Annotated in this window: 16 protein-coding genes; all 16 read left to right on the top strand. The window is 64.3% G+C overall.

Annotated elements, in window-relative coordinates; translation table 11 throughout:
- Window positions 1-40: 40 nt before the first annotated feature.
- The 16 genes from tssA to AB6802_RS16080 are packed head-to-tail and all read left to right on the top strand — an operon-like array spanning window position 41 to window position 18981.
- Entirely contained in the window at window positions 41-1213 is a 1173-nt protein-coding gene (tssA, locus tag AB6802_RS16005; protein ID WP_371011104.1) for a type VI secretion system protein TssA, read from the top strand.
- A 6-nt stretch (window positions 1214-1219) separates the two neighbouring features.
- Window positions 1220-1756 (top strand): type VI secretion system contractile sheath small subunit, encoded by a 537-nt coding sequence (gene tssB / locus AB6802_RS16010; protein WP_371011105.1) that lies wholly within the window; start codon window positions 1220-1222, stop codon window positions 1754-1756.
- Window positions 1757-1759: 3 nt separating this feature from the next.
- Complete coding sequence (gene tssC, locus AB6802_RS16015; RefSeq protein WP_320251167.1) at window positions 1760-3265, top strand: type VI secretion system contractile sheath large subunit; 1506 nt, start codon at window positions 1760-1762, stop codon at window positions 3263-3265.
- A gap of 48 nt (window positions 3266-3313) precedes the next feature.
- Window positions 3314-3775, top strand: coding sequence for an Hcp family type VI secretion system effector (locus AB6802_RS16020; RefSeq protein ID WP_371011106.1), 462 nt, complete (start codon window positions 3314-3316; stop codon window positions 3773-3775).
- A complete protein-coding gene (gene tssE, locus AB6802_RS16025) occupies window positions 3762-4514 on the top strand; it encodes a type VI secretion system baseplate subunit TssE (protein WP_371011107.1) in 753 nt (250 codons plus the stop codon). Before AB6802_RS16020 ends, tssE begins: the two co-directional genes overlap by 14 nt.
- A 1-nt stretch (window position 4515) precedes the next feature.
- The gene (gene tssF, locus AB6802_RS16030) at window positions 4516-6390 is read left to right on the top strand and encodes a type VI secretion system baseplate subunit TssF (RefSeq protein ID WP_371011108.1); all 1875 of its coding nucleotides are present in this window, start codon (window positions 4516-4518) and stop codon (window positions 6388-6390) included.
- Window positions 6354-7421, top strand: coding sequence for a type VI secretion system baseplate subunit TssG (tssG, locus tag AB6802_RS16035; protein WP_371011109.1), 1068 nt, complete (start codon window positions 6354-6356; stop codon window positions 7419-7421). The genes tssF and tssG overlap by 37 nt, the downstream gene beginning before the upstream one ends.
- A complete protein-coding gene (tagH, locus tag AB6802_RS16040) occupies window positions 7418-8875 on the top strand; it encodes a type VI secretion system-associated FHA domain protein TagH (RefSeq protein WP_371011110.1) in 1458 nt (485 codons plus the stop codon). The genes tssG and tagH overlap by 4 nt, the downstream gene beginning before the upstream one ends.
- 3 nt (window positions 8876-8878) lie before the next feature.
- Window positions 8879-9331, top strand: a complete 453-nt coding sequence (gene tssJ, locus AB6802_RS16045) for a type VI secretion system lipoprotein TssJ (RefSeq protein ID WP_371011111.1) — start codon at window positions 8879-8881, stop codon at window positions 9329-9331.
- 40 nt (window positions 9332-9371) lie between these two features.
- The gene (tssK, locus tag AB6802_RS16050; protein WP_371011112.1) at window positions 9372-10706 is read left to right on the top strand and encodes a type VI secretion system baseplate subunit TssK; all 1335 of its coding nucleotides are present in this window, start codon (window positions 9372-9374) and stop codon (window positions 10704-10706) included.
- A gap of 4 nt (window positions 10707-10710) precedes the next feature.
- Window positions 10711-12039: a type VI secretion system protein TssL, long form gene (gene tssL / locus AB6802_RS16055; RefSeq protein ID WP_371011113.1), complete on the top strand. Its 1329-nt coding sequence runs from the start codon at window positions 10711-10713 to the stop codon at window positions 12037-12039.
- A gap of 1 nt (window position 12040) precedes the next feature.
- The gene (tssM, locus tag AB6802_RS16060; RefSeq protein ID WP_371011114.1) at window positions 12041-15583 is read left to right on the top strand and encodes a type VI secretion system membrane subunit TssM; all 3543 of its coding nucleotides are present in this window, start codon (window positions 12041-12043) and stop codon (window positions 15581-15583) included.
- A complete protein-coding gene (tagF, locus tag AB6802_RS16065; protein WP_371011115.1) occupies window positions 15565-16107 on the top strand; it encodes a type VI secretion system-associated protein TagF in 543 nt (180 codons plus the stop codon). Before tssM ends, tagF begins: the two co-directional genes overlap by 19 nt.
- The gene (locus tag AB6802_RS16070) at window positions 16107-17213 is read left to right on the top strand and encodes a DUF2169 domain-containing protein (protein WP_371011116.1); all 1107 of its coding nucleotides are present in this window, start codon (window positions 16107-16109) and stop codon (window positions 17211-17213) included. The genes tagF and AB6802_RS16070 overlap by 1 nt, the downstream gene beginning before the upstream one ends.
- Window positions 17210-18223, top strand: a complete 1014-nt coding sequence (locus AB6802_RS16075) for a 3-oxoacyl-ACP synthase (RefSeq protein ID WP_371011117.1) — start codon at window positions 17210-17212, stop codon at window positions 18221-18223. The genes AB6802_RS16070 and AB6802_RS16075 overlap by 4 nt, the downstream gene beginning before the upstream one ends.
- A complete protein-coding gene (locus AB6802_RS16080) occupies window positions 18220-18981 on the top strand; it encodes a DUF4150 domain-containing protein (RefSeq protein WP_371011118.1) in 762 nt (253 codons plus the stop codon). Before AB6802_RS16075 ends, AB6802_RS16080 begins: the two co-directional genes overlap by 4 nt.
- Window positions 18982-18984 lie beyond the last annotated feature (3 nt).

Below are 18984 nucleotides of genomic sequence, written 5' to 3' on the forward strand. Positions count from 1 at the left end.
TGATAACGTTACGTCACATAGCCGCTTGCTGGGGGTAGGTGTGATTGATCTCGCACTCTGGCTGAATCCTCTGGACGGTGCGAACCCGTCGGGAGAGGATTTGCGCAACGACCCGGCTTTTCACGAGTTGGAGCGGCTCACGGAAACCCAGCTCAAGGTCGTCCATGACGGCGGCAACAAGACTTCGCAGTCCACCATCCCGGTTGACTGGGCAGCCGTTCTGGAGAAGGCGGAAGAATTGCGGCTCCGCGGCCGGGACTTGCGTTTGCTGGTTCTCGTCACACGCGCTCTCGCCAATGAAGAAGGGCTGGCCGGCCTCGCCCAAGGGCTGACGCTGATTGCGCGGACCTTCGAGCAGTACTGGGACAGCCTGCACCCGTCGCTGCGGTCGGGTGCGCCGCGTGAAGCCGCCTTGCGCCGCATGAACGCGTTGCTCGATCTGCAGAACGGCCAGGGAGGCCTGTTGGCGAACCTCAGGCAGACCGTATTCTTCTCACCGCGAGCGATCGGGCCGATCAGCGGGCGTGACCTGGAACAGGCAGCGCTCGACGAGCGCGTCATGCTCCAGGAAGCCGCCTCCGGCCTGGGAAACGCCGAAAAGGCGGCGCTGACGGCGGCGCACAACCAGTTGCTGAACCGGGTGCGCACAGGATGCGCGGCGCAGGTCGATCAGGCCGCGGACGCGATGACGACACTTTTGGCCGATGCGCGTGGCGCGATTTCGGCGCTGGAGGCGGTGGATACCGCTCTCAACCCCCGCATCGAAGGCAATGGCGCCACCGTTCCGGAATTAAGGAAGTTCCTGCAGCGTTTGCTGACGACGCTGGAGCGGAATTCCGGCCCTGGCGCCTTAGCCAACGGTGCGGCAAAGCCTGCTTCTCAGCCGGAGCAACGGGCATCGACGTCCACCCGAAACGGTCATGGAGCCGAGACGATGGCAAGTGTGGCAAGCGCTGTGGAAGCGAGCACCGGCCTGCCTGAACGGATCAATTCGCGCGACGAAGTCGTCAAATGCCTCGATCTTGTGGTCGCTTTTTACGACCGCACCGAACCGTCCAGCCCGATCCCGCATCTCGCCCGGCGCGTGCGCCGGATGGTGCACATGGATTTCGTGGAACTGATGGAAGATCTCGCCCCGTCGGGGCTGAAGGAATTCCGGCTGCTTGCCGGTGTCGCCGATCCCAAGAAGCCGGCCCAGAAGGATGAAAGGTAGAAAAGCATGCCAGCAGAGAGCAAAGCGAAGGTCATCGAAAGAAACCGCGCCCCGCGCGTGCAGATCGCCTACGACGTCGAGACCTACGGCAGCCCGACGACGATCGAGTTGCCGTTCGTCATGGCCGTGATGGCCGATCTTTCCGGCGCCTCGCAGACAAAGGAAGCGTCGAAGTCGGTGCTCGACCGCAATTTCGTCGAAACCGACGCCAACCGCTTCCCCAAATTCATGGAAGCGATGGGGCCACGCGTGAAGGCACGCGTGAAGAACACCCTGCCGCAAGCCGAGGGCCAGGAGCGAGACGAAGAACTGGCGATCGATCTCACCTTCGCGAAGATGGGTGATTTTGCGCCGGACAAGGTCGCCGAGCAGGTGCCGCAACTGGCCGAGATCCTCAAGATGCGACGTCAACTCGAGGAACTGCTGGGCTTCATGGATGGCCGCGTCGACGCCGAAAAGCGCATCGCGCAGCTTCTGAACAATGAGCCGCTGCTGAGCAAGATCGCCGACCAGGCGATCTCCGACAGCAAGGGCGAGGAGTAAATCATGGCCGAACAGCAAAAGACCGCAGCCGCCACCGCCGAGGCGGAAGCCATCGATCTTGGCGAATTCAGCGGACTCCTTGAAAAGGATTTCAAGGTCAAGAAGGACGACAGCGAGAAGCTGCAGCAACTGGTGCGCAACCTGGCGCTTGCCGCTCAATCGCGTTCCGAGACCACGACCATCTCGTCCAATGCGATCAAGTCGATCAAGTCGCTGATCGCCGGCATCGACAAGATGCTGACGACGCAGGTCAACGAGATCCTGCATGCCCCGGAGGTGCGCGAGATGGAAGGCACCTGGCGCGGCCTTTGGTACCTCATCAACAACACCGAGACGGATACCAAGCTCAAGATCCGGGTGATGAACATCTCCAAGGAGCAACTGGCCGACACGCTCGAGGATTATGAAGGCCAGATGTGGGACCAGAGCCCGGTCTTCAAGAAAGTCTACACGGACGAGTATTCGATGCTGGGCGGCGAGCCGATCGGCTGCATCATCGGCGCCTACGAGTTCTCCAACCATCCGCGCGACGTCGGCCTGCTGCGCAACATCTCGGGTGTCTGCGCCTCGGCGCATACGCCGTTCATCGCCGCCGCCTCGCCACGGCTGTTCCGCATGGACAGCTGGCAGGAACTGCCGAACCCGCAAGACCTGCAGATGATCGTGAACAACCCGGCCTATGCCTCCTGGCAGTCGCTGCGCGAGAGCGAGGACGCCCGCTATATCGGCCTCACCATGCCGCGCGTGCTGGCGCGCCTGCCCTACGGCTCGGAAACCGTTCCGGTGAAGGGCTTCACCTTCGAGGAAGAAGTGGGCGGCGACCACAACAAATATGTCTGGATGAACGCCGCTTTCCCGATGGGTGTGAACATCAACCGCAGCCACAAGCTCTATGGCTGGGGCACGCAGATCCGCGGCGTCGAAAATGGCGGTACGGTGCTGAACCTGCCGGTGCACGCCTTCCCGACCGACGACGGCTCAATTGCAATGAAATGTCCGACCGAGGTCGCCATCGACGACCGGCGCGAGGCGGAACTGGCCAAGCTCGGCCTGATGCCGATCCTGCACCGCAAGAACACCGACCTCGCGGCCTTCATCGGCGCGCATTCGCTTCAGGATGACGAGACGCGCGCCGGGCGTCTGGTCGACCCCGACGCCCAGTCCAACGAAAGGCTGAGCGCCAACCTGCCCTATCTCTTCCCGGTGTCGCGTTTCGCGCATTACCTCAAGGCGATCGCGCGCGACAAGATCGGCTCGTTCAAGGAACGCACCGATATGGAGATCTGGTTGACCGAATGGATCAACCGGTACGTGCTGGCCAACCCGGCCTTTGCCGACGACAAGGCGCGCGCCAAGCGCCCCCTCGCCGCGGCCGAGGTCCAGGTCGACAGCGTCGAGGGCCGGCCCGGTTACTACAACGCCCGTTTCTATCTGCGTCCGCACTACCAGCTGGAAGGCATCAACGCCTCGCTCCGGCTGGTGTCGGAACTGCCGTCGGTGAAGGGCTGAAATTGCAGGAAAGTCATTTTGTTTCATTGAAAGCGGTGGAGAAAGACAATGGCTACAACAACGAAAATCGATGGTTTTTTGAAAGTTCCGGACATAAAGGGCCCGAGCAAGCGCGACGGCCATGAGGACGAGATCGAGGTATTCGGCGTCGATTACAAGATGATCGCGCCTTACGATCCCAATTCGCTGTCGCGCCGCGGGCGCGTGTCGATGGGGATGATCAAGTTTTCCAAGCACTACGACAAGTCGTCGCCCTACCTGAAGAAGGCGCTGTTCGAGAACAAGGCGCTCGATGAAGTGAAGTTTTCGGCGCGCCGCACCATCGACGGCGAGACCAGCGATTATCTGGTCGTGACGCTCACCGACGCTTCGGTCATGGAGTACGACATGCGGCAGGCCGCTGACGAGGCGGACCTCATCGAGGAAGAAGTCAGCTTCGCCTACAAGAAGATCAAGTTCGTCTACAACAAGGACGACGAGATCGAAATGGACGTCTATGTCGGCAAGTGAGGCCAAGCGGCCTGGCGCGAAAGCGCAGCTTGCCGGCAGTTCGCGGGCAAAGCGCGAGGCGGTTCAGCCCTCCCTCTGGGACCGCCTCGTCAACGATTTGCCGGGGCTTACGTCGGAGATCGACGGGTTGCGCCGCCTGCTGGACGAGGAACTCGGCGCCGAGCGCATCGAGGCTCTTCTTGTTGGCAGCGCGCGCGCCATCGATGCCGACGCCGAACTCACATCCGAGCAGAAACGGCGCCTGCACCGACTGGTCTTCCAAACCGAGCATCGTGTCGAGATCGAAAGCCGCGGCGTGGTCGTTTCGGCGCGCGTATTGAGAGAAGCCGTCCGGCGCGACATCGAGGCATTGTTCAACACCGAGCGCTTCGAATCCGTACCGATGCTTTCCGACGCCGAGCACGAACAGCCGCTGGACGAGTTGCCGTCGCTCGCCGACTTTCCGGAAGTGCGCCGCAGTGTCGTCAACTATGGCGTGCCGTCCTTTTCCGGCCGCTCGTCGCGGGATTTCGACCGCGATGTGCTGGCGCGCGAAATCCGCGCGGTGCTTGCCACCTTCGAGCCGCGCCTGAAGGAAAGCGCCACGACCGTCAACGTCACGCTCGGCGACAAAACCGTCGGTCTCAAGATCGAGATCGACGCGGTGCTGATCATGACGCCGACACCGGAACGCATGCGGCTGCGCACGACGATCAATCTCGACAACGGCCTGGCACGAACCGAATTCCGGGAGGCCTGAGATGGATCGGGTCTTCGTCGAGTATTACGAAGAGGAACTGACCCATATCCGGGCGCTGGCCGCGGAATTCGCCGACATGCACCCGGCGGTTGCCCGCAATCTCTCGCTCGATACTGTGCCCTGTCCCGACCCCTATGTGGAACGACTGCTTGACGGCGTGGCCTTCCTTGCCGCGCGCACCCGGCTGAAGGTCGACGCGGAGCGCTCGCGCTTCTCGCGCGCCGTGCTCGATGTGCTTTACCCGGATCTGGTGACGCCGGCGCCGGCGACAGCCATGGCCGTGCTTAAACCCGGCCAGCAGGTGCAGTCGATGATTGCCGGCCACGCCGTCGCGCGCGGCACACGACTGGTCTCCAGCCTGCATCCAGGGCTTTCGACGCGTTCGACATTCACCACCGCGCAGGAGGTCACACTGTGGCCGATCGCAATCACCTCGGTCAGCTATTTCCAGGATCGCAGCGCGCTTGCCGCCGCCGGCATCGCGCCGCTCGGCGGCGTGCGCGGCGAGGCGGCGTTCCGCATCTCGCTCGGCCGCGCCGGAAAAGGCAAGCTTTCCGAACTGTCGCTCGACCGCCTCGATCTCTATTTCGCGGGCCGCACCAAGGCGCCGCTGCTGTTCGATGCGATCTTCGGCGCCTGCTCGGCCATCGGCGCGCGGGCGGAAGGCAAGACCAATCCGCTCACGGCCCTGCCCGAGCCAGAAATGATCGGCATACGCGACGACGAAGCCCTGATGCCGCGCACCCGCCCGACCTTCGAGGGATATCGGCTGCTGCGCGAATATTTTATGATTCCGGAGCGTTTCCATTATGTGCGGGTCGCCGGCCTGCAGCCGGTGGTGCGCAAGTGCGACGGCGGAATGGAGATCATCTTCCTGTTCCGGCGACCGGTGCCCGAGCTCGCCGATGTGGCGCCGACCGATTTCGAGCTGTTCGCGACGCCGATCATCAATCTCTTCGAACGCGAATGCAACGTCATCGAAATCGATCCGCGCAAGACGCGGCAGGTGCTGCATGCCGACCGCACGCGGGCGCGCGACTTCGAGATCTTTCGGGTCACCCGGGTCGAGGACGCCGACGCGGAGGGCAGCGAGGCGACGATCCCTGAATTGTTCAGCCTAGGGCAGAACCGTGGCAGCGGCTGGGTCTATTCGACGGAGCGGCGTCCGCGCCGGGCCACGGAAGACGAGCGGCGCGAGGGCCTGACCCGCACCTCCTACACCGGCGACGATCTCTTTATCGCCATCTCGCGCCCGGCCGGGAGCGCGCCAAACCGGCCGCTCAAGCGTCTCGACATCATGGCGCTCTGCACCAACCGCGACCTGCCGATCCTGGACGACACGCCGACGCTGACGCTGGAAACGGCCGATCCGGTGGAGGCGGTGCGCTTGCTCGGGGCACTGCGACCGCCACAGCCGGCGATTCCGGCAGCACTACCGGCGGGCGCCGAGGGCGAATCCCGCGCCGACAATCTCGCCTGGCGGCTGGTGGCGCAGCTCTCGCTCAACTTCCTCAGCCTGGCCAAGGAAGGACGTGGCGTCGATCCGCTGCATGCGCTGCTCGATCTCTATGCCGACCGGGGCGATCCGAGCCTTGCCCGCAACGTGCATTCGATCGTGCGCATCGATTCGCGCCCGGTGATCGAGCGGCTGCAGATCGACGGACCGATGTGTTTCGGACGCGGCACCGAAGTGACGTTGCATGTCGACCAATCCGTGCTGGCGGGTCAAAGCTCATTGCTGCTTTCGGCCCTGCTTTCGCGGCTGTTCGCCCGCCATGCCGGGATAAACGGGTTTGTGCGGACGCGCTCGCGGTTGCTGCAGAAACAGGAGGATGTGCCATGGCCGATGACGCCCGGCAATCGCTACCTGATCTAGCACAGCCCGCGACGAGGGCTGCCGAAACGCTGTCGGAGGGCTTCGACTTCTTCGAGCTGCTGCGACGTCTCGAGCAGCGCCGCGGATTGTTCGGGCATTCCGGAACGGCAGACCGCGAACCGGCGAGGCTTGGCCAGCACGTGCGCCTGAGCTTTTCGGCGCGCGACGTCGTCAAGTTCCAGGACACAGGGGACAAGTCACCAGCGCGTGTGACACTGGCCAATCTCGGCCTGCTCGGGCCGGAAGGACCCATGCCGCTGCATCTGACCCGCTGGGTGCTCGACCGGCTGTCGCAGCGCTGGTTCACCGGGGCCGACGCCGAGCAGACCAGCGACACGACCTTCATCGACTTCGTCAACATCCTGCAGCACCGCATGATGGCGCTTTACTACCGCGCCTGGGCCGACGCGCACCCGGCGGTGCAGGTCGAGCGATCCGTTGGCGGACGCGTCCGCGCCATGCTGGAGGCAATGTCCGGGATCGGTCTCCCCGGCACGCAGGATCCCGAACTCGACGCCGTGCGGCTGCGACAGGCTGGATCGCTCGCCAGCCAGGTCGACGGCGTGGAGCGGCTGACCCTGTTTCTCGCCACGGCCTTCAAGGTGCCGGTGCAGATCAAGGAATTCGTCGCCGCCTGGATCACCATACCAAAGGCGCTGCAGAGCCGCGTCGGCAGGGCCTACGCAACGCTCGGCAAGGGGGCAACGATCGGCCCGCGGGTCTTCAACCGCCAAAGCAGGATCGAACTGCGTGTCGGCCCGCTCGACCTCGACGACTTCAAGTCGTTCCTGCCCGGCGAGCGGCGTCTTGGCCTGTTCAAGAAGGCGGTGCGCGACATGATCGGCGAGGCGCTCGACGTCGATCTGCGCATCGTACTGGCGCGCGATGCCGTGCCGCCGCCGCGCATGGGAACCATCCAGCTCGGGCGAACCTCCTGGCTGCCACGGCGCCCCGAAAAAGGTGACGCCGACGATCTCAGACTGCGTACCATCGTCGGCTGGCGGCCGGAACTGGCGGAGGCGTCTGTATGAGCCTGCTGCTGACGCTGGAACAAGGCCCGCGCTCGCAGGTGGTCAGGCAGACCCGGCTGGACGAAGGCGAGCTGGTGATTGGACGCAGCGCCGAGGCCGGCTGGCAGATCGACGATCCGGACATGTTCGTATCGCGCGCGCATTGCAAGATCAGCGGCGGCCGCGACAGCTATTTCATCACCGACACGTCGAGCAGCGGATTGTTCGTCGACGACTCCGACACCCCTCTGGGACCCGGCCGATCGGTGCGGCTGCAGAGCGGCATGCGGCTGCGCATGGGCGACTATGTGTTCCATGTCGAGGTTCAATCCCAGGCGAGCCAAACCACAGTCGGGTCCGCCCCGGTCGCCAGCCGTCCGGCAGCTGCTTGGTCATCGCCGGAAGCCCGGACGCCCGCCAGCATCGGCGGTGACGACTTTTTCTCGGCCAGGGTCGAAGAGCAACCGCGGCCGCCACGCCCGGCGGACCTGCCGAACCCGTTCGAGCAGCCTGTTCCCGGGGCTTATGATCGCGCCTCCAGCCAACGCAGTTCGCCCGCCTTCGACGACCCGTTCAGCCTCGACCCGGTGGCGACGCCTGAATCCGGCGATGCCGCGACGCCAGGTCAACCAGATCCGTTCGGGTTCGGCGAAATGCCTTCGCGCAACGATGCGTCCGGGCCAGCGGCAAAGCCGGCTGGTTTCGATGACGATTTCAGCATCGGGCCGGCTGCGACGCCACCTCCCGCCAATGGCGCCGACATGGCAGGCCGTTTGCAGCATCAGGCTGAAAAGCCGCACCCGGCACAACCTTGGGATATGCCAGTGCAGGCAGTCGAGCCACCGCCGCAGCCACGTTCCGTTCCGGCGCCCAAGCCGGCCCGCCCGATGCAGGCCGCTCCGAACGACATGGCGCTTCGCGCCGCATTCTTGCGCGGCATGGGCGTCGAGGAGGCCGACTTTCCCGGCCGCGATGCGATCGCCGAAATGGAAAAATTCGGGCGTGAATACCGGCTGATGCTGGATGGCCTGATGCAGCTTCTGCGCAAGCGGGCCGAAGAAAAAGGAAGCGCGCGCGTGGCGCAGACGATGGTCGGCGCCTCCGAGGTCAACCCGCTTAAATTCCTGCCGACGGTCGAGGATGTCATCGTCACCATCGTCGCGGAACGCAGCCCGGGCTTTCTCTCCGGCGAGGCGGCGATCGGCGATGCGGTGAAGGATCTTGCGCAGCATCACGTACGCGCCTGGCGCGGCGTGCAGGCTGCGCTTCGGCGCATGATCGACCGTTTCGATCCGGCCGCGATCGAGGAAGAGCTCAAATCCAATTCGGCGATCGGCAACCTGCTCTCCGGCGGGCGTAATGCCAAGCTGTGGGAGCTCTACCAGAAACGCCATCGCGACATCGCCCAAAGCGCGGAATCGAGTTTCCTGGGTGAGATCGGCGCAGACTTCAGGGACGCATATGAAGAGGAGTGAGACATGATCGACAGACGCGAATTCATCATTGCCATCGGCGCCACGGGGTTGCTCGCGGCTTGCCAGAGCGGCCCGCCGAAACCATCGGTTATCTCGGTCAACGTGACCGGCGGGGCCGGCATGAATCCGGGGCCGGGCGGCGGCGACCGGCCGGTGACGGTATTGGTGATGCGGCTCGCCAGCACCGGCAAGTTCAACTCAGCCGACTATTTCGCGCTGCAGGGAGACGCGAGTTCGGCGCTCGGCGCCGACCTCATCGGCTCCGACACGATCTCGGTCGCGCCTGGCAAGACCGCGGCCAAGACCATCACGGTCGAGCCGAACGCGACGGCGCTCGGCTTCGTGGCCCTGATCCGCGAGCCGGGCGGACGCAATTGGCGCACGACCAAGTCGGTGTCGCCAGGGTCGAAATTCACAGTCAACGTCAGCCTCGGCAAGGGCGGCATTTCCGCCTAGGCGCGACGACAAGCGACAGGGCAGTGCAGAGAGTAACGGCATGAGCGATGCAAACAGGGTGCTGTGGTCGGAAGGCCTGTTTCTAAGGACCCAGCACTTCCAGCAGCAGGATCGGTTCTTCGAGGGCATGGTGCGCGGCGCGTTGCAGGCCGGCCAGCTCCATACGTTCGGTTTCCAGCAACTGACGCTCGACCAGTCGCTGCTCGATGCCGGCCAGGTTTCGATCGTGTCCGCCCGGGGCATTTTCCCGGACGGCACGCCCTTTTCCATCCCCGAGCTGATGGACGCGCCCAAGCCGTTGCCGGTCACGGCCGACACCGGCGCCGGGCCGGTGCTGGTGGCGCTGCCGCTCGAGCCGCCCGGCGGCGTCGGATTCGATCCGGCGCATGCGGCATCGACCGGCGCGCGCTATCACGGCAAGATCGTCTCGGTGCGCGACGCCGTCCAGAGCGGCGCCGACCCCGAAGAAATCGAAATCGCCCGGCCGCAAGCGCTCCTGCTCGCGCCCGGCAAATCGGTCGGCGGCTATACCGCCTTGCCGATCGCCGACATCAAAGGCGTTCGCGCCGACGGCGGCATTTCACTCGATGAAACGTTCCTGCCGCCGACGCTGATCACCGGCGCGGTCCATTGGTACCGGCAATTGCTGCAGGAGGTCGTCACTGGCCTCGACCAGATCGCCGAGGCGCATGGCAAGATGGTGATGGGCGGGGCTGGCCGCAGCGTCGAAGACCTTTTGATGCTGCACCTAGCCAATGCCGCACGGCCGCGGCTTGCCCATATGCTCGCGCAGGACGTCTTTCATCCGGCCGAGCTCTATCTCGAGCTTGCGGGCCTCGCCGGCGAGATGGCGACTTACGGCTCGAGCTCGCGGCGGCTCGGCGAATTGCCGGCCTACGATCACATGGCGCCTGGCCCTGCCTATATGGCGCTGGCCGATGCCTTGCGTTCGCTCATCCTCAGCCTTCGCTACATCGAGCCGAAATCGCGCGCGCTGCCGGTCATGCGGCACGCGACCAATGTCTGGAAAGTGCGCATCGACAATCCGAAACTGCTGGTTGCCAGCCGGATCGTCATCCGTGTCGGATCGGACCTTTCGGAAGACGCGCTGCGCAAGATCTTCGTCAACCAGGCGACTGTCGGTGCCGCCGACCAGTTCGAAGGGCTGTGGAAGTCGCGCCTGCCCGGCATTCCGCTGAAGCCGCTTCATACGCAGCCGCGCGAGATCCCCTACGATGGCGACAGGCTATGCCTGGAGCTGGATCAGAAGAGCGAGCATTGGGCCTCGCTGCTCGACGCCCCCGGCTTCGTCATCGGCGTTTCCGGTGTCCTGCCGAGCGAGCCGCAGGTCGATTGCTATTCGGTCAACAGGTGAGGCCATGAGCCGGGATGATCCTTTCGGACTGTCGGAGGATCGCGAGCGCACCCGCATCAGGCTGGCGGGCGCCACGCCCCGTCCACTGGCGCCGCTGGCGCCTGGCGCGCCGGTAAAAAGGGCGCGCGCCCATCCCAACACACTCATCAACATCTTCGCGCCGCTGCTCGAATTCGCGCCCGAGCTCGAAAGCGCACTGGCACCGGAGAACCCGGAAGTGATGCGCACGCGCCTGCTCGACGAGCTGGTTCGGGCGCGTGACGCCGCGGTTGCGGCGGGCTCCCCGCTGGAGCGCGCCGACCAGGCGGCCTGGGCCGTAGCGGCGCTGCTCGACGACCTTGCGCTCAACACACCATGGGGCGGCGCCAGCGCCTGGCCGCGCCAGCCGCTGGTGGTCATGCTGCGCGGCGACGTCGACGCCGGCACTCAGTTTTTCACCCGCCTTGACGAGCTGGAGCGCCATCCGAACCGCGACCGCGAAATGCTGGAGCTGCAGTATTACTGCCTGGCGCTCGGCTTCCGCGGCAAGTATCGAGTGCCCGGGCGCGCCGGCGACCGTTCGCTCAATGCCGTGCGTGTGGCGGCCGCGCGCTTCCTGCGCAATGCGGATGTCGAGGACGCGCCGCTGTCGCCGAACTGGAAAGGCGTGATCGCCTCTGACGAGCCGCAGCGCTTCATCGTTCCGATCTGGGTGATGGCACTTGCCGCGGTTGTCGTGGCCGCCGCTGCCTATATCGGCCTGTCGATGGGCTTGAGCAGCCAGGCGGTCGAACTCTCCGCGCTGGTGCGCACGCTGCCGCCGGCCTCGCGCGGCGACGTCACCCGCGCCGCGCCCAAGCAGGACGCCCCCGAACCCGAAGCACCGCAGCCGGTCGATTTCGCGCTGCTGCCCGAATTCAAGGCCGGGGCCCCGGATGACCTCAAGGGAGCGCTCAGCGGCACCGAGAGCGTCTCGCTCGCCAAGCTAGTGATACAGTCCTCCAACCCTGAGCTGTTCCAGTCTTCGCGACCGACACTGACCCAAGGCTACGAGCCGCTGGTCGAGTCGATCGCCAAGGTGATCCTGGACAACAAGGAGCTGATCGGAAAGATCACCGTCGTTGGCCATACCGACAATGTGCGCCTGCAAAGGTCCAACCCGCTGGCCAGCAACCAGCGTCTGTCGGAAGCGCGCGCCGAAACCATAGCCAAGCTTCTGGTGCAAGCCGGCGTGCCGCAGGAGAGTATCTCTTCCGAGGGCCGTGCCGAAACCGAACCAGTGGCCGACAACTCGACGCGCGAGGGCCGCGCGCTCAACCGCCGCGTCGAGGTCCTGGTCGAGAAGAGGCTCTGAGATGTTCATCCTGCGCTTCTTGTGGGCCGTCATCACGTCGCGCTTCCTCTGGACGCTGATCGGGATCGCGCTGCTGTCGCTATTGATCTGGGTGCTCGGCCCGATCGTACAGGTCGGTCCCTACGCGCCGTTCGAGTCCGACAATGTGCGCATCGGCATGATCGCCGGGCTGATCATCCTGTGGCTGATCTGGCTGATCATCGCGCAGCGCCGCGCAATCCGCGCCAACCGCATGTTCGTCGCCGAGATCGCGGCACCGGTGGCCGAAAAGCAGCTCACCCCCGGCGAGGAGAGCGTCGCGGCCGTCGGCGCCAAATTCGGCGAGGTGATGGTCGAGCTCAGGCGGCGCAAACTCGGCGGCAGAAAATTCCTGCGCGAGATGCCGTGGTATGTGATCGTCGGGCCGCCGGCCACCGGCAAGACCACGGCACTGCGCCAGTCCGGTCTCAACTTTCCCATCGACCTCACCGACGATCTGCAAGGCGTCGGCGGCACGCGCAATTGCGACTGGTTCTTCTCCGAGAGCGCGGTGCTGATCGACACGGCGGGTCGCTACGTCCAGCAGGAAAGCCAGCCGGACGTGGACGCCGCGGAGTGGCTGGGCTTCCTCGATCTTTTGAAGAAGCATCGGGGTCGCCGCGCGCTCAACGGCGTCATTGTCGCGCTGTCGATCGATGCGCTCTCGGAAGGCGAGGAAGCGATCAAGGCGCATGGCCGCAAGATCCGCCGGCGTCTGGCGGAGCTTAACGATCGGCTCGAAATCCGTCTGCCTGTCTATCTGATGCTGACCAAGGCCGACCTCATTAAGGGATTCGAGGCCTTTTTCGGCGGCTTGTCGACAACGGCGCGCGAGCAGGTCTGGGGAACGACTTTTCCGCTCGATGCCCGCATCAACGCCGGCACGATCCAGACCGAACTATCGCGGCTTGCCACGGAACTGGAGCGGCGGCTGGTGCCGCGCCTGGAAGACGAGGAGAAACTCGGTTCGCGCGCCGAAATCTTCCGCTTCCCGGCACAGTTGGCGAGCCTGTCCGAGCCGATCCAGGTGCTGATCGAGGCGATGTTCGGCGAAAGCCGCTACGAGGAAGCCGCCTGGCTGCGCGGTCTTTATCTGACATCGGCGACGCAGGAAGGCGCGCCCATCGACCGCCTGACGGCGGCGCTGTCGTCTTCCTTCGGGCTGCCGCCGCGCCGCGCCATGCCTGCGGCGCGAGTCGAGAAACGCAGCTTCTTCCTCAGGAACCTGCTGACCGAGGTGATCTTCAAGGAAGCCGGCCTCGGCACGTTCGACCCGCTGGCGCAGCGCCGCCGCGCCTGGATCTGGCGCGGGGCCGCCGCCGCCTGCGCGCTCGCCGCCCTCGTCGCCGGCGGTCTGTTCACCTGGTCCTATCTCGACAACCGCAATGCGATCACCGAACAGGCCGGCCAGTTCGAAGCGCTGCAGCAGCCGCTGACTGAAGTCGCCGCCATGCCGGCCGCGGTCGAGCAGCCGACGATGGATGGCGCGCTGGCGGCGATGGATGCGGTGGCGGCGGCCCGAACTGAGCCACCTAGCGCGATCCACAACCTGCTCGGTCCGACCGCCTCGCCCGAACTGGTGCGCGCGCAGACCGATACCTACGACCATGCGCTGCGCAACGTGCTCGAACCGCATATGGTCGCTCTGCTCGAAGCCACGATGTGGCGGCAGATCCGTGACCCGGATTTCATGCTCGGCGCGCTGAAGACCTACCGGATGATGACCGGGCTCTCGCAGATGGACACCGATTTCGTCCAGAACTGGTGGGTGAACAGCCTGCCGCAATTCGCGCCGGCCCCGCCCTTCCCGACCGCGGATGCCGAAGAGCATCAGCTTGCCGCCATCAGCCGCATGGCCGTCGACGACAGCTATATTGCCCCTGACAAGGAACTGGTCGCCGAGGCACTCAAGACGGTCTGCACGATCTCGCTGCCGGAGCGCGCCTATAAGCAGCTTCTGGCCGACCCGGAAGTGGCAGCCGCCAAGGAATGGGTGCCGGCCAATTTCGCCGGACCGAACGGCGCCAAGGTATTCGCCCGCCGCTCCGACAAGACGCTGCGTGTCGGCGTTCCTGGCCCCTACACCTATGCCGGCTTCCATGACGCGATCCTCGATCGGATCGAGGACGTGGCTGGCCAGGCGGCGCTCGACCGCGCGGTGTTCGCCGGCGGCTGCTCGGAGAATTCGGAAACATCGGTTTCAGCGCTGTCCGAGGACATCTTGAAACTCTACTACGACGACTATATCGCGCAGTGGGATTCCTTCCTGCGCGACATGCGGCTTGCGCCGTTGACCGACCTCAACGTCGCCAGCGAGAACCTCAAGGACCTTTCAAGCGCCGACTCCGCGCTGAAGCGCTTGCTGACCGCGGTGGTGCAGGAAACCGACCTCACCCGCTCCGACGATGCCTCCACCGACGACAAAAGCGGCGGCGCCGCCAAGACAGGCTCGAAGCTGCTCTCGAAGCTGGGCAAGCTCGGCAAGGTGGTCACGACAGGCGCCAAGCTGCTGCCGCGCGCCGGCTCCGCCAACCAGGTCGACATGACCGGCAGCCTTGTTGCGGATCACTTCAAGCCGCTGAAGGGCACGATCGCCCAGGTCGACGGCCAGCCGCCGGCGCTCGACGCCGCCGTCGTGGCGCTGACGGCGCTGTCCAACGTGCTGCAGACGGTAACCGCCAATCCCAACCCGCAGGATGCGATCAAGAAACAGGGCGGGCTGGCCGAACTGACAGGCGCGGTCGCCAGGCAGGCGCAGATTCTGCCTTCGCCGATCAACGACTGGCTGGGCGGCATTGCCGGCGATACCAGCGGCCTGTCGCAGAAGGCCGTAACCAACGAGCTCAACGCCATCTGGCGCGCCGACATCCTGCCCTTCTGCCAGGCCGCGCTCAACAACCGCTATCCGTTCAGCCCGGACAGCGCGGTTGACGTCAACGTGCGCGACTTCCAGCGCCTGTTCGGCCCGACGGGATTGATCGACGCCTTCACCAACGACCATCTGATCAACTATGTCGACACCGCCAGCGAGCCGTGGAAATGGCGCGCCGACTTCGGCCTTGACCCGGCGGCGCTCGCCGCGTTCGAGCAGGCGCGGCACATCCGCGACGACCTGTTTCCCGGCGGCACTGGACCGGTGATGAACTTCACGCTCGAGCCCAAGGACCTGTCGCCCAACGTGGCGCGGGTGACGCTCAACCTCGATGGCCAGAATCTCGTTTACTACAACAACGCGACCAGGCCACAGCCGATGACGTGGCCCGGCAAGGACGGCACGGGCGTGATCTCGCTCGCCTTCCAGCCGGTCGATGGCTCGCCCGAAACAATGCTCAACGAGACCGGCAGCTGGGCGTGGCTCAGAATGCTGCGTGGCGGCCGTTTCGCCGCGACCAAGCTCACCGACGTCTACAGCCTACGTCTCGGCACCAAGGGCATGTGGGCCGATTTCGAGCTCAAGGCCGCCAGCGTCGAGAATCCCTACACACTCGAAATGTTCAAGAAGTTCACATGTCCGCCGCAGATCTGATCCTGCCCGGCCTCTACGGCAAGATGCCCGCCGCCGGCGATTTCGTCACGCGGCGGCTGCCTGGCGATTTCGTGCGCGTGTGGGACCGCTGGCTGGCGCAGCACATCGTGCCGATGTTTGAGCTGGAAACCTGGCCGCAAAATACTGCGTTGCGTTTCCTCAGTGGTCCTGGTTGCTTCGGCGCCTGCGCCGGCATCGTCCTGAAGAGCGCCGACCGGGTCGGCCGGCAATTTCCATTGAGCGTCGTCGCAAGACTCCCGGAGGCGTCCCTCGAGCTGGCCTATGCGGACGCATGGTTCGAAAGCATCGAGGCCCTGGCGCTGGCCGCGCAACGAGGCGAGTTGACGCCCGACGAGCTCGATGCGGCGCTGGCCGGCCTGCCCGTTCCGGTCGTTGATGGCGATGGCGATGTTATCGAAGACCTTGTGATGTGGACGGCGCATACGGATATTTTCGACATCGATCAGCTGGAGCCACAGCCGACGTTAGAACAGATCTTCGCCGCGAGCTGGGAGACCAGTTGATGGAGACCTGGAACCAGGTGGGTTACCCGCATCAGTTCACCATGGGCATGGACAAGGCCGGCCACCAATGGATCGTTGTGGTGGTCAAAGGCACATTCGACTTTCCCGCGACGCCTGGCGGATTGGTGCAAAAATCGGCGGAACAGGTTCCGCTGGTGATGGCCGACACGCACACCGGCATGCCCGGCTATTCAGCGACGCTGTGGGAAACCGACTTCGCTTTCCGCAAGCCCCGTTGTGATGTCGTCGCCAACGGGTGCGCCTATGCGCCGGGCGGGCGTCCGGCCGAGCGCGTACCGGTCGGCATCAAGATCGGGAACTGGTCGAAGCGGTTCGAGGTGGTCGGACATCGCGAGTGGCGCGCCATCGGACCGGTGTTCACCGCTACCGCGCCGCAACCCTTCCTGAAATTGCCGATCTCTTACGACGTCGCATGGGGCGGTGTCGACAGGCTGGACCCGGAGGACAAACTGCCGGCCAGCTACAAATACAACCCCGTTGGCACCGGCTGGTCGCGGACCAGGAACCAGCGGCTGATCCCGGGCCTGAAACTGCCCAACACCCAGGCGGTGGGTGAGGAGATACGCTCACCCTTCGGCGATTACAGGCCGATGAGCTTCGGTCCGATGGGGCGTGGATGGCCGGGCCGCATCGAACATGGCGGTACCTATGACGACAACTGGACCGCCAACATCTTTCCCTTCCTGCCACCGGACTTCGACGAGCGTTATTTCCAGATGGCGCCGCCCGACCAGCAGATCGATGCGCCGAGGGACGACGAGGAAGTGCAACTCGTCAATCTGACGCCGGCAGGACGCGAGAGTTTCCGTTTTCCCAAGACAACGCTGCCGATTACGCTGTTCAAGGGCAGGCAAGAGGCCTTTCAAGGCGACCTTCTGCCCGACACGGTCCTGTTCGACCCGCAGAATCGTCGTTTCTCGCTGGTTTGGCGTTTGCAGCAACGCATTCAGCGCTCGATTCTCGAATTCACCGAATGCTGGGTTGGCCCGCCGACCAGAGGCATGCTGCGGGCGAGATTGACGGGCAAGCGATACATACGCGCCGACGTCCCTGCGAAATTCGACGACGAGGAGGCTGCCGCATGAAAGCCGCACTCGACTTCGTTTCGGCCGGCATGGTGACGGCGGTGGGCCTGGATGCGGCTTCGTCCTGCGCGGCCATGCGTGCCCGGCTGGACGGATTCCAGGAGACCAGGTTTGCGGTGCCCGGCGGTGACTGGCTGATTGGCGCGCCCGTCTCGCTGCCGCGCAACTGGATTGGCGAAGAGCGGCTCGCCCACATGGCCGCCGCGGCCATCGTCGAAGCGTTTGAAATCGCACCGCAGGCGCGCGGCCAAACCGCCCTCATCCTGTGCGTGGCTGAGGAGGATCGTCCCGGGCGTCCGGTTGGCAACGGACAAAACTTGTTGGGCCTGATCGAGGAAATCTCCGAGCTCGGGAAGACGATCCAGCCCCGCATGGTCGCTCATGGTCGCCCGTCCGGCCATGTCGCTCTCGACGCGGCCCGCCGTCTGCTAGCCTCGGGCAGCACTGGCTTTGTGATGATTGTAGGGGTGGATAGCTATCTGACGCCAAAGAGCGTCAACCATTATCTTGGCGAGAGGCGGCTGGTTACAACCATGAACTCGAATGGGTTCATTCCGGGGGAGGCGGCCGCTGCCATTCTCTGCGCGCCTTCTGGCGGTGTACTTCGTCTCACAGGGTTGGGTCTCGCACGAGAGCCGGCTCATATTTACAATGAAATGGATTATCCGCTCCGAGCAGAGGGGATGACGTCGGTCTACAAGAACGCACTTGCCGAGTCGCGGTGTCTTCATTCCGATGTGGTGCTCAAAATCGGAGATCTTGTAGGCGAAACTTATTGGTTTCAACAATCCGCCTTAGCCATGCTGCGCACACAACGGGAGCGCTCAGCGGTGCAGCCGATCTGGGCGCTGGCCGCTAGCTTAGGAAACATTGGAGCAGCCGCTGGACCAGCGATGTTGGCCTGGGCGGTGCAGGCTGTTCAACGCGGCTACGCTCCAGCAGGGCCGATCATGGTGGAAGCATCAGGTGACAATGGGGCCTGCGGCGCCGCCATCGTGGAGGCGCGATGACTGTCTTCGCAAACGGAAGGGAGATTTCAGCCGAGGCGCAGGGTTGCAAGGTCATCGCAGCCTTCCCCGATACCTGCTTTACGCCACCCGAGAACCCGGCAACCCCCCCCGGTGTGCCGGTGCCTTATCCCGACTTCGGCGTCGATTCCGACCTGACGTCGGGCAGCGGAACGGTAAAGATCGGCGACAAGCCGATCAGCCAGGAGAATAGCAGCTACTACAGCAAGTGCACTGGCGACGAGGCCGGGGCGGCCGCGAAGAAGGGGCTGATCACCTCGAAGAACACCGGCAAGGTCTATGCTCAAGCCTGGTCCATGGACGTGAAGGTCGAAAGCAAAGGCGTTGCGCGCTTTGGCGATATGGCAACAAGCAACCATGCCAGCAATCCCGGCGACACACCCACAATGGCGATCGTCGGGGTGGTGCATAATTCTTCCTTTGTTCAAGCGATGACGTGCGCTGAACTTGGGATACGAATTCGACAGAGGATTGAAGAATTAGAAGAGCGGCACCAAGATTTTCTAGACGACAATTATGACCTCTTCACGAATCATCGAGCGGTAACCAATCGTCATCCGAAGCCCGGAGTTGGAAGCTGGGACGGCCACGTCATCCAATATGACGGGCAGCAGCGAAATCTACGACGCATGTTGCTTGAATATAGCGGTCTCAATTGCGTTTCCATCGACTATCAACATGCAAACCATATAGCTTACAGGCCCCATCCGCCGAATCCTCGAAGGTTAAATCCAAGGTGAACC

The organism is Mesorhizobium sp. RCC_202 (assembly GCF_041355295.1).
Taxonomy (GTDB): Bacteria; Pseudomonadota; Alphaproteobacteria; order Rhizobiales; family Rhizobiaceae; genus Mesorhizobium.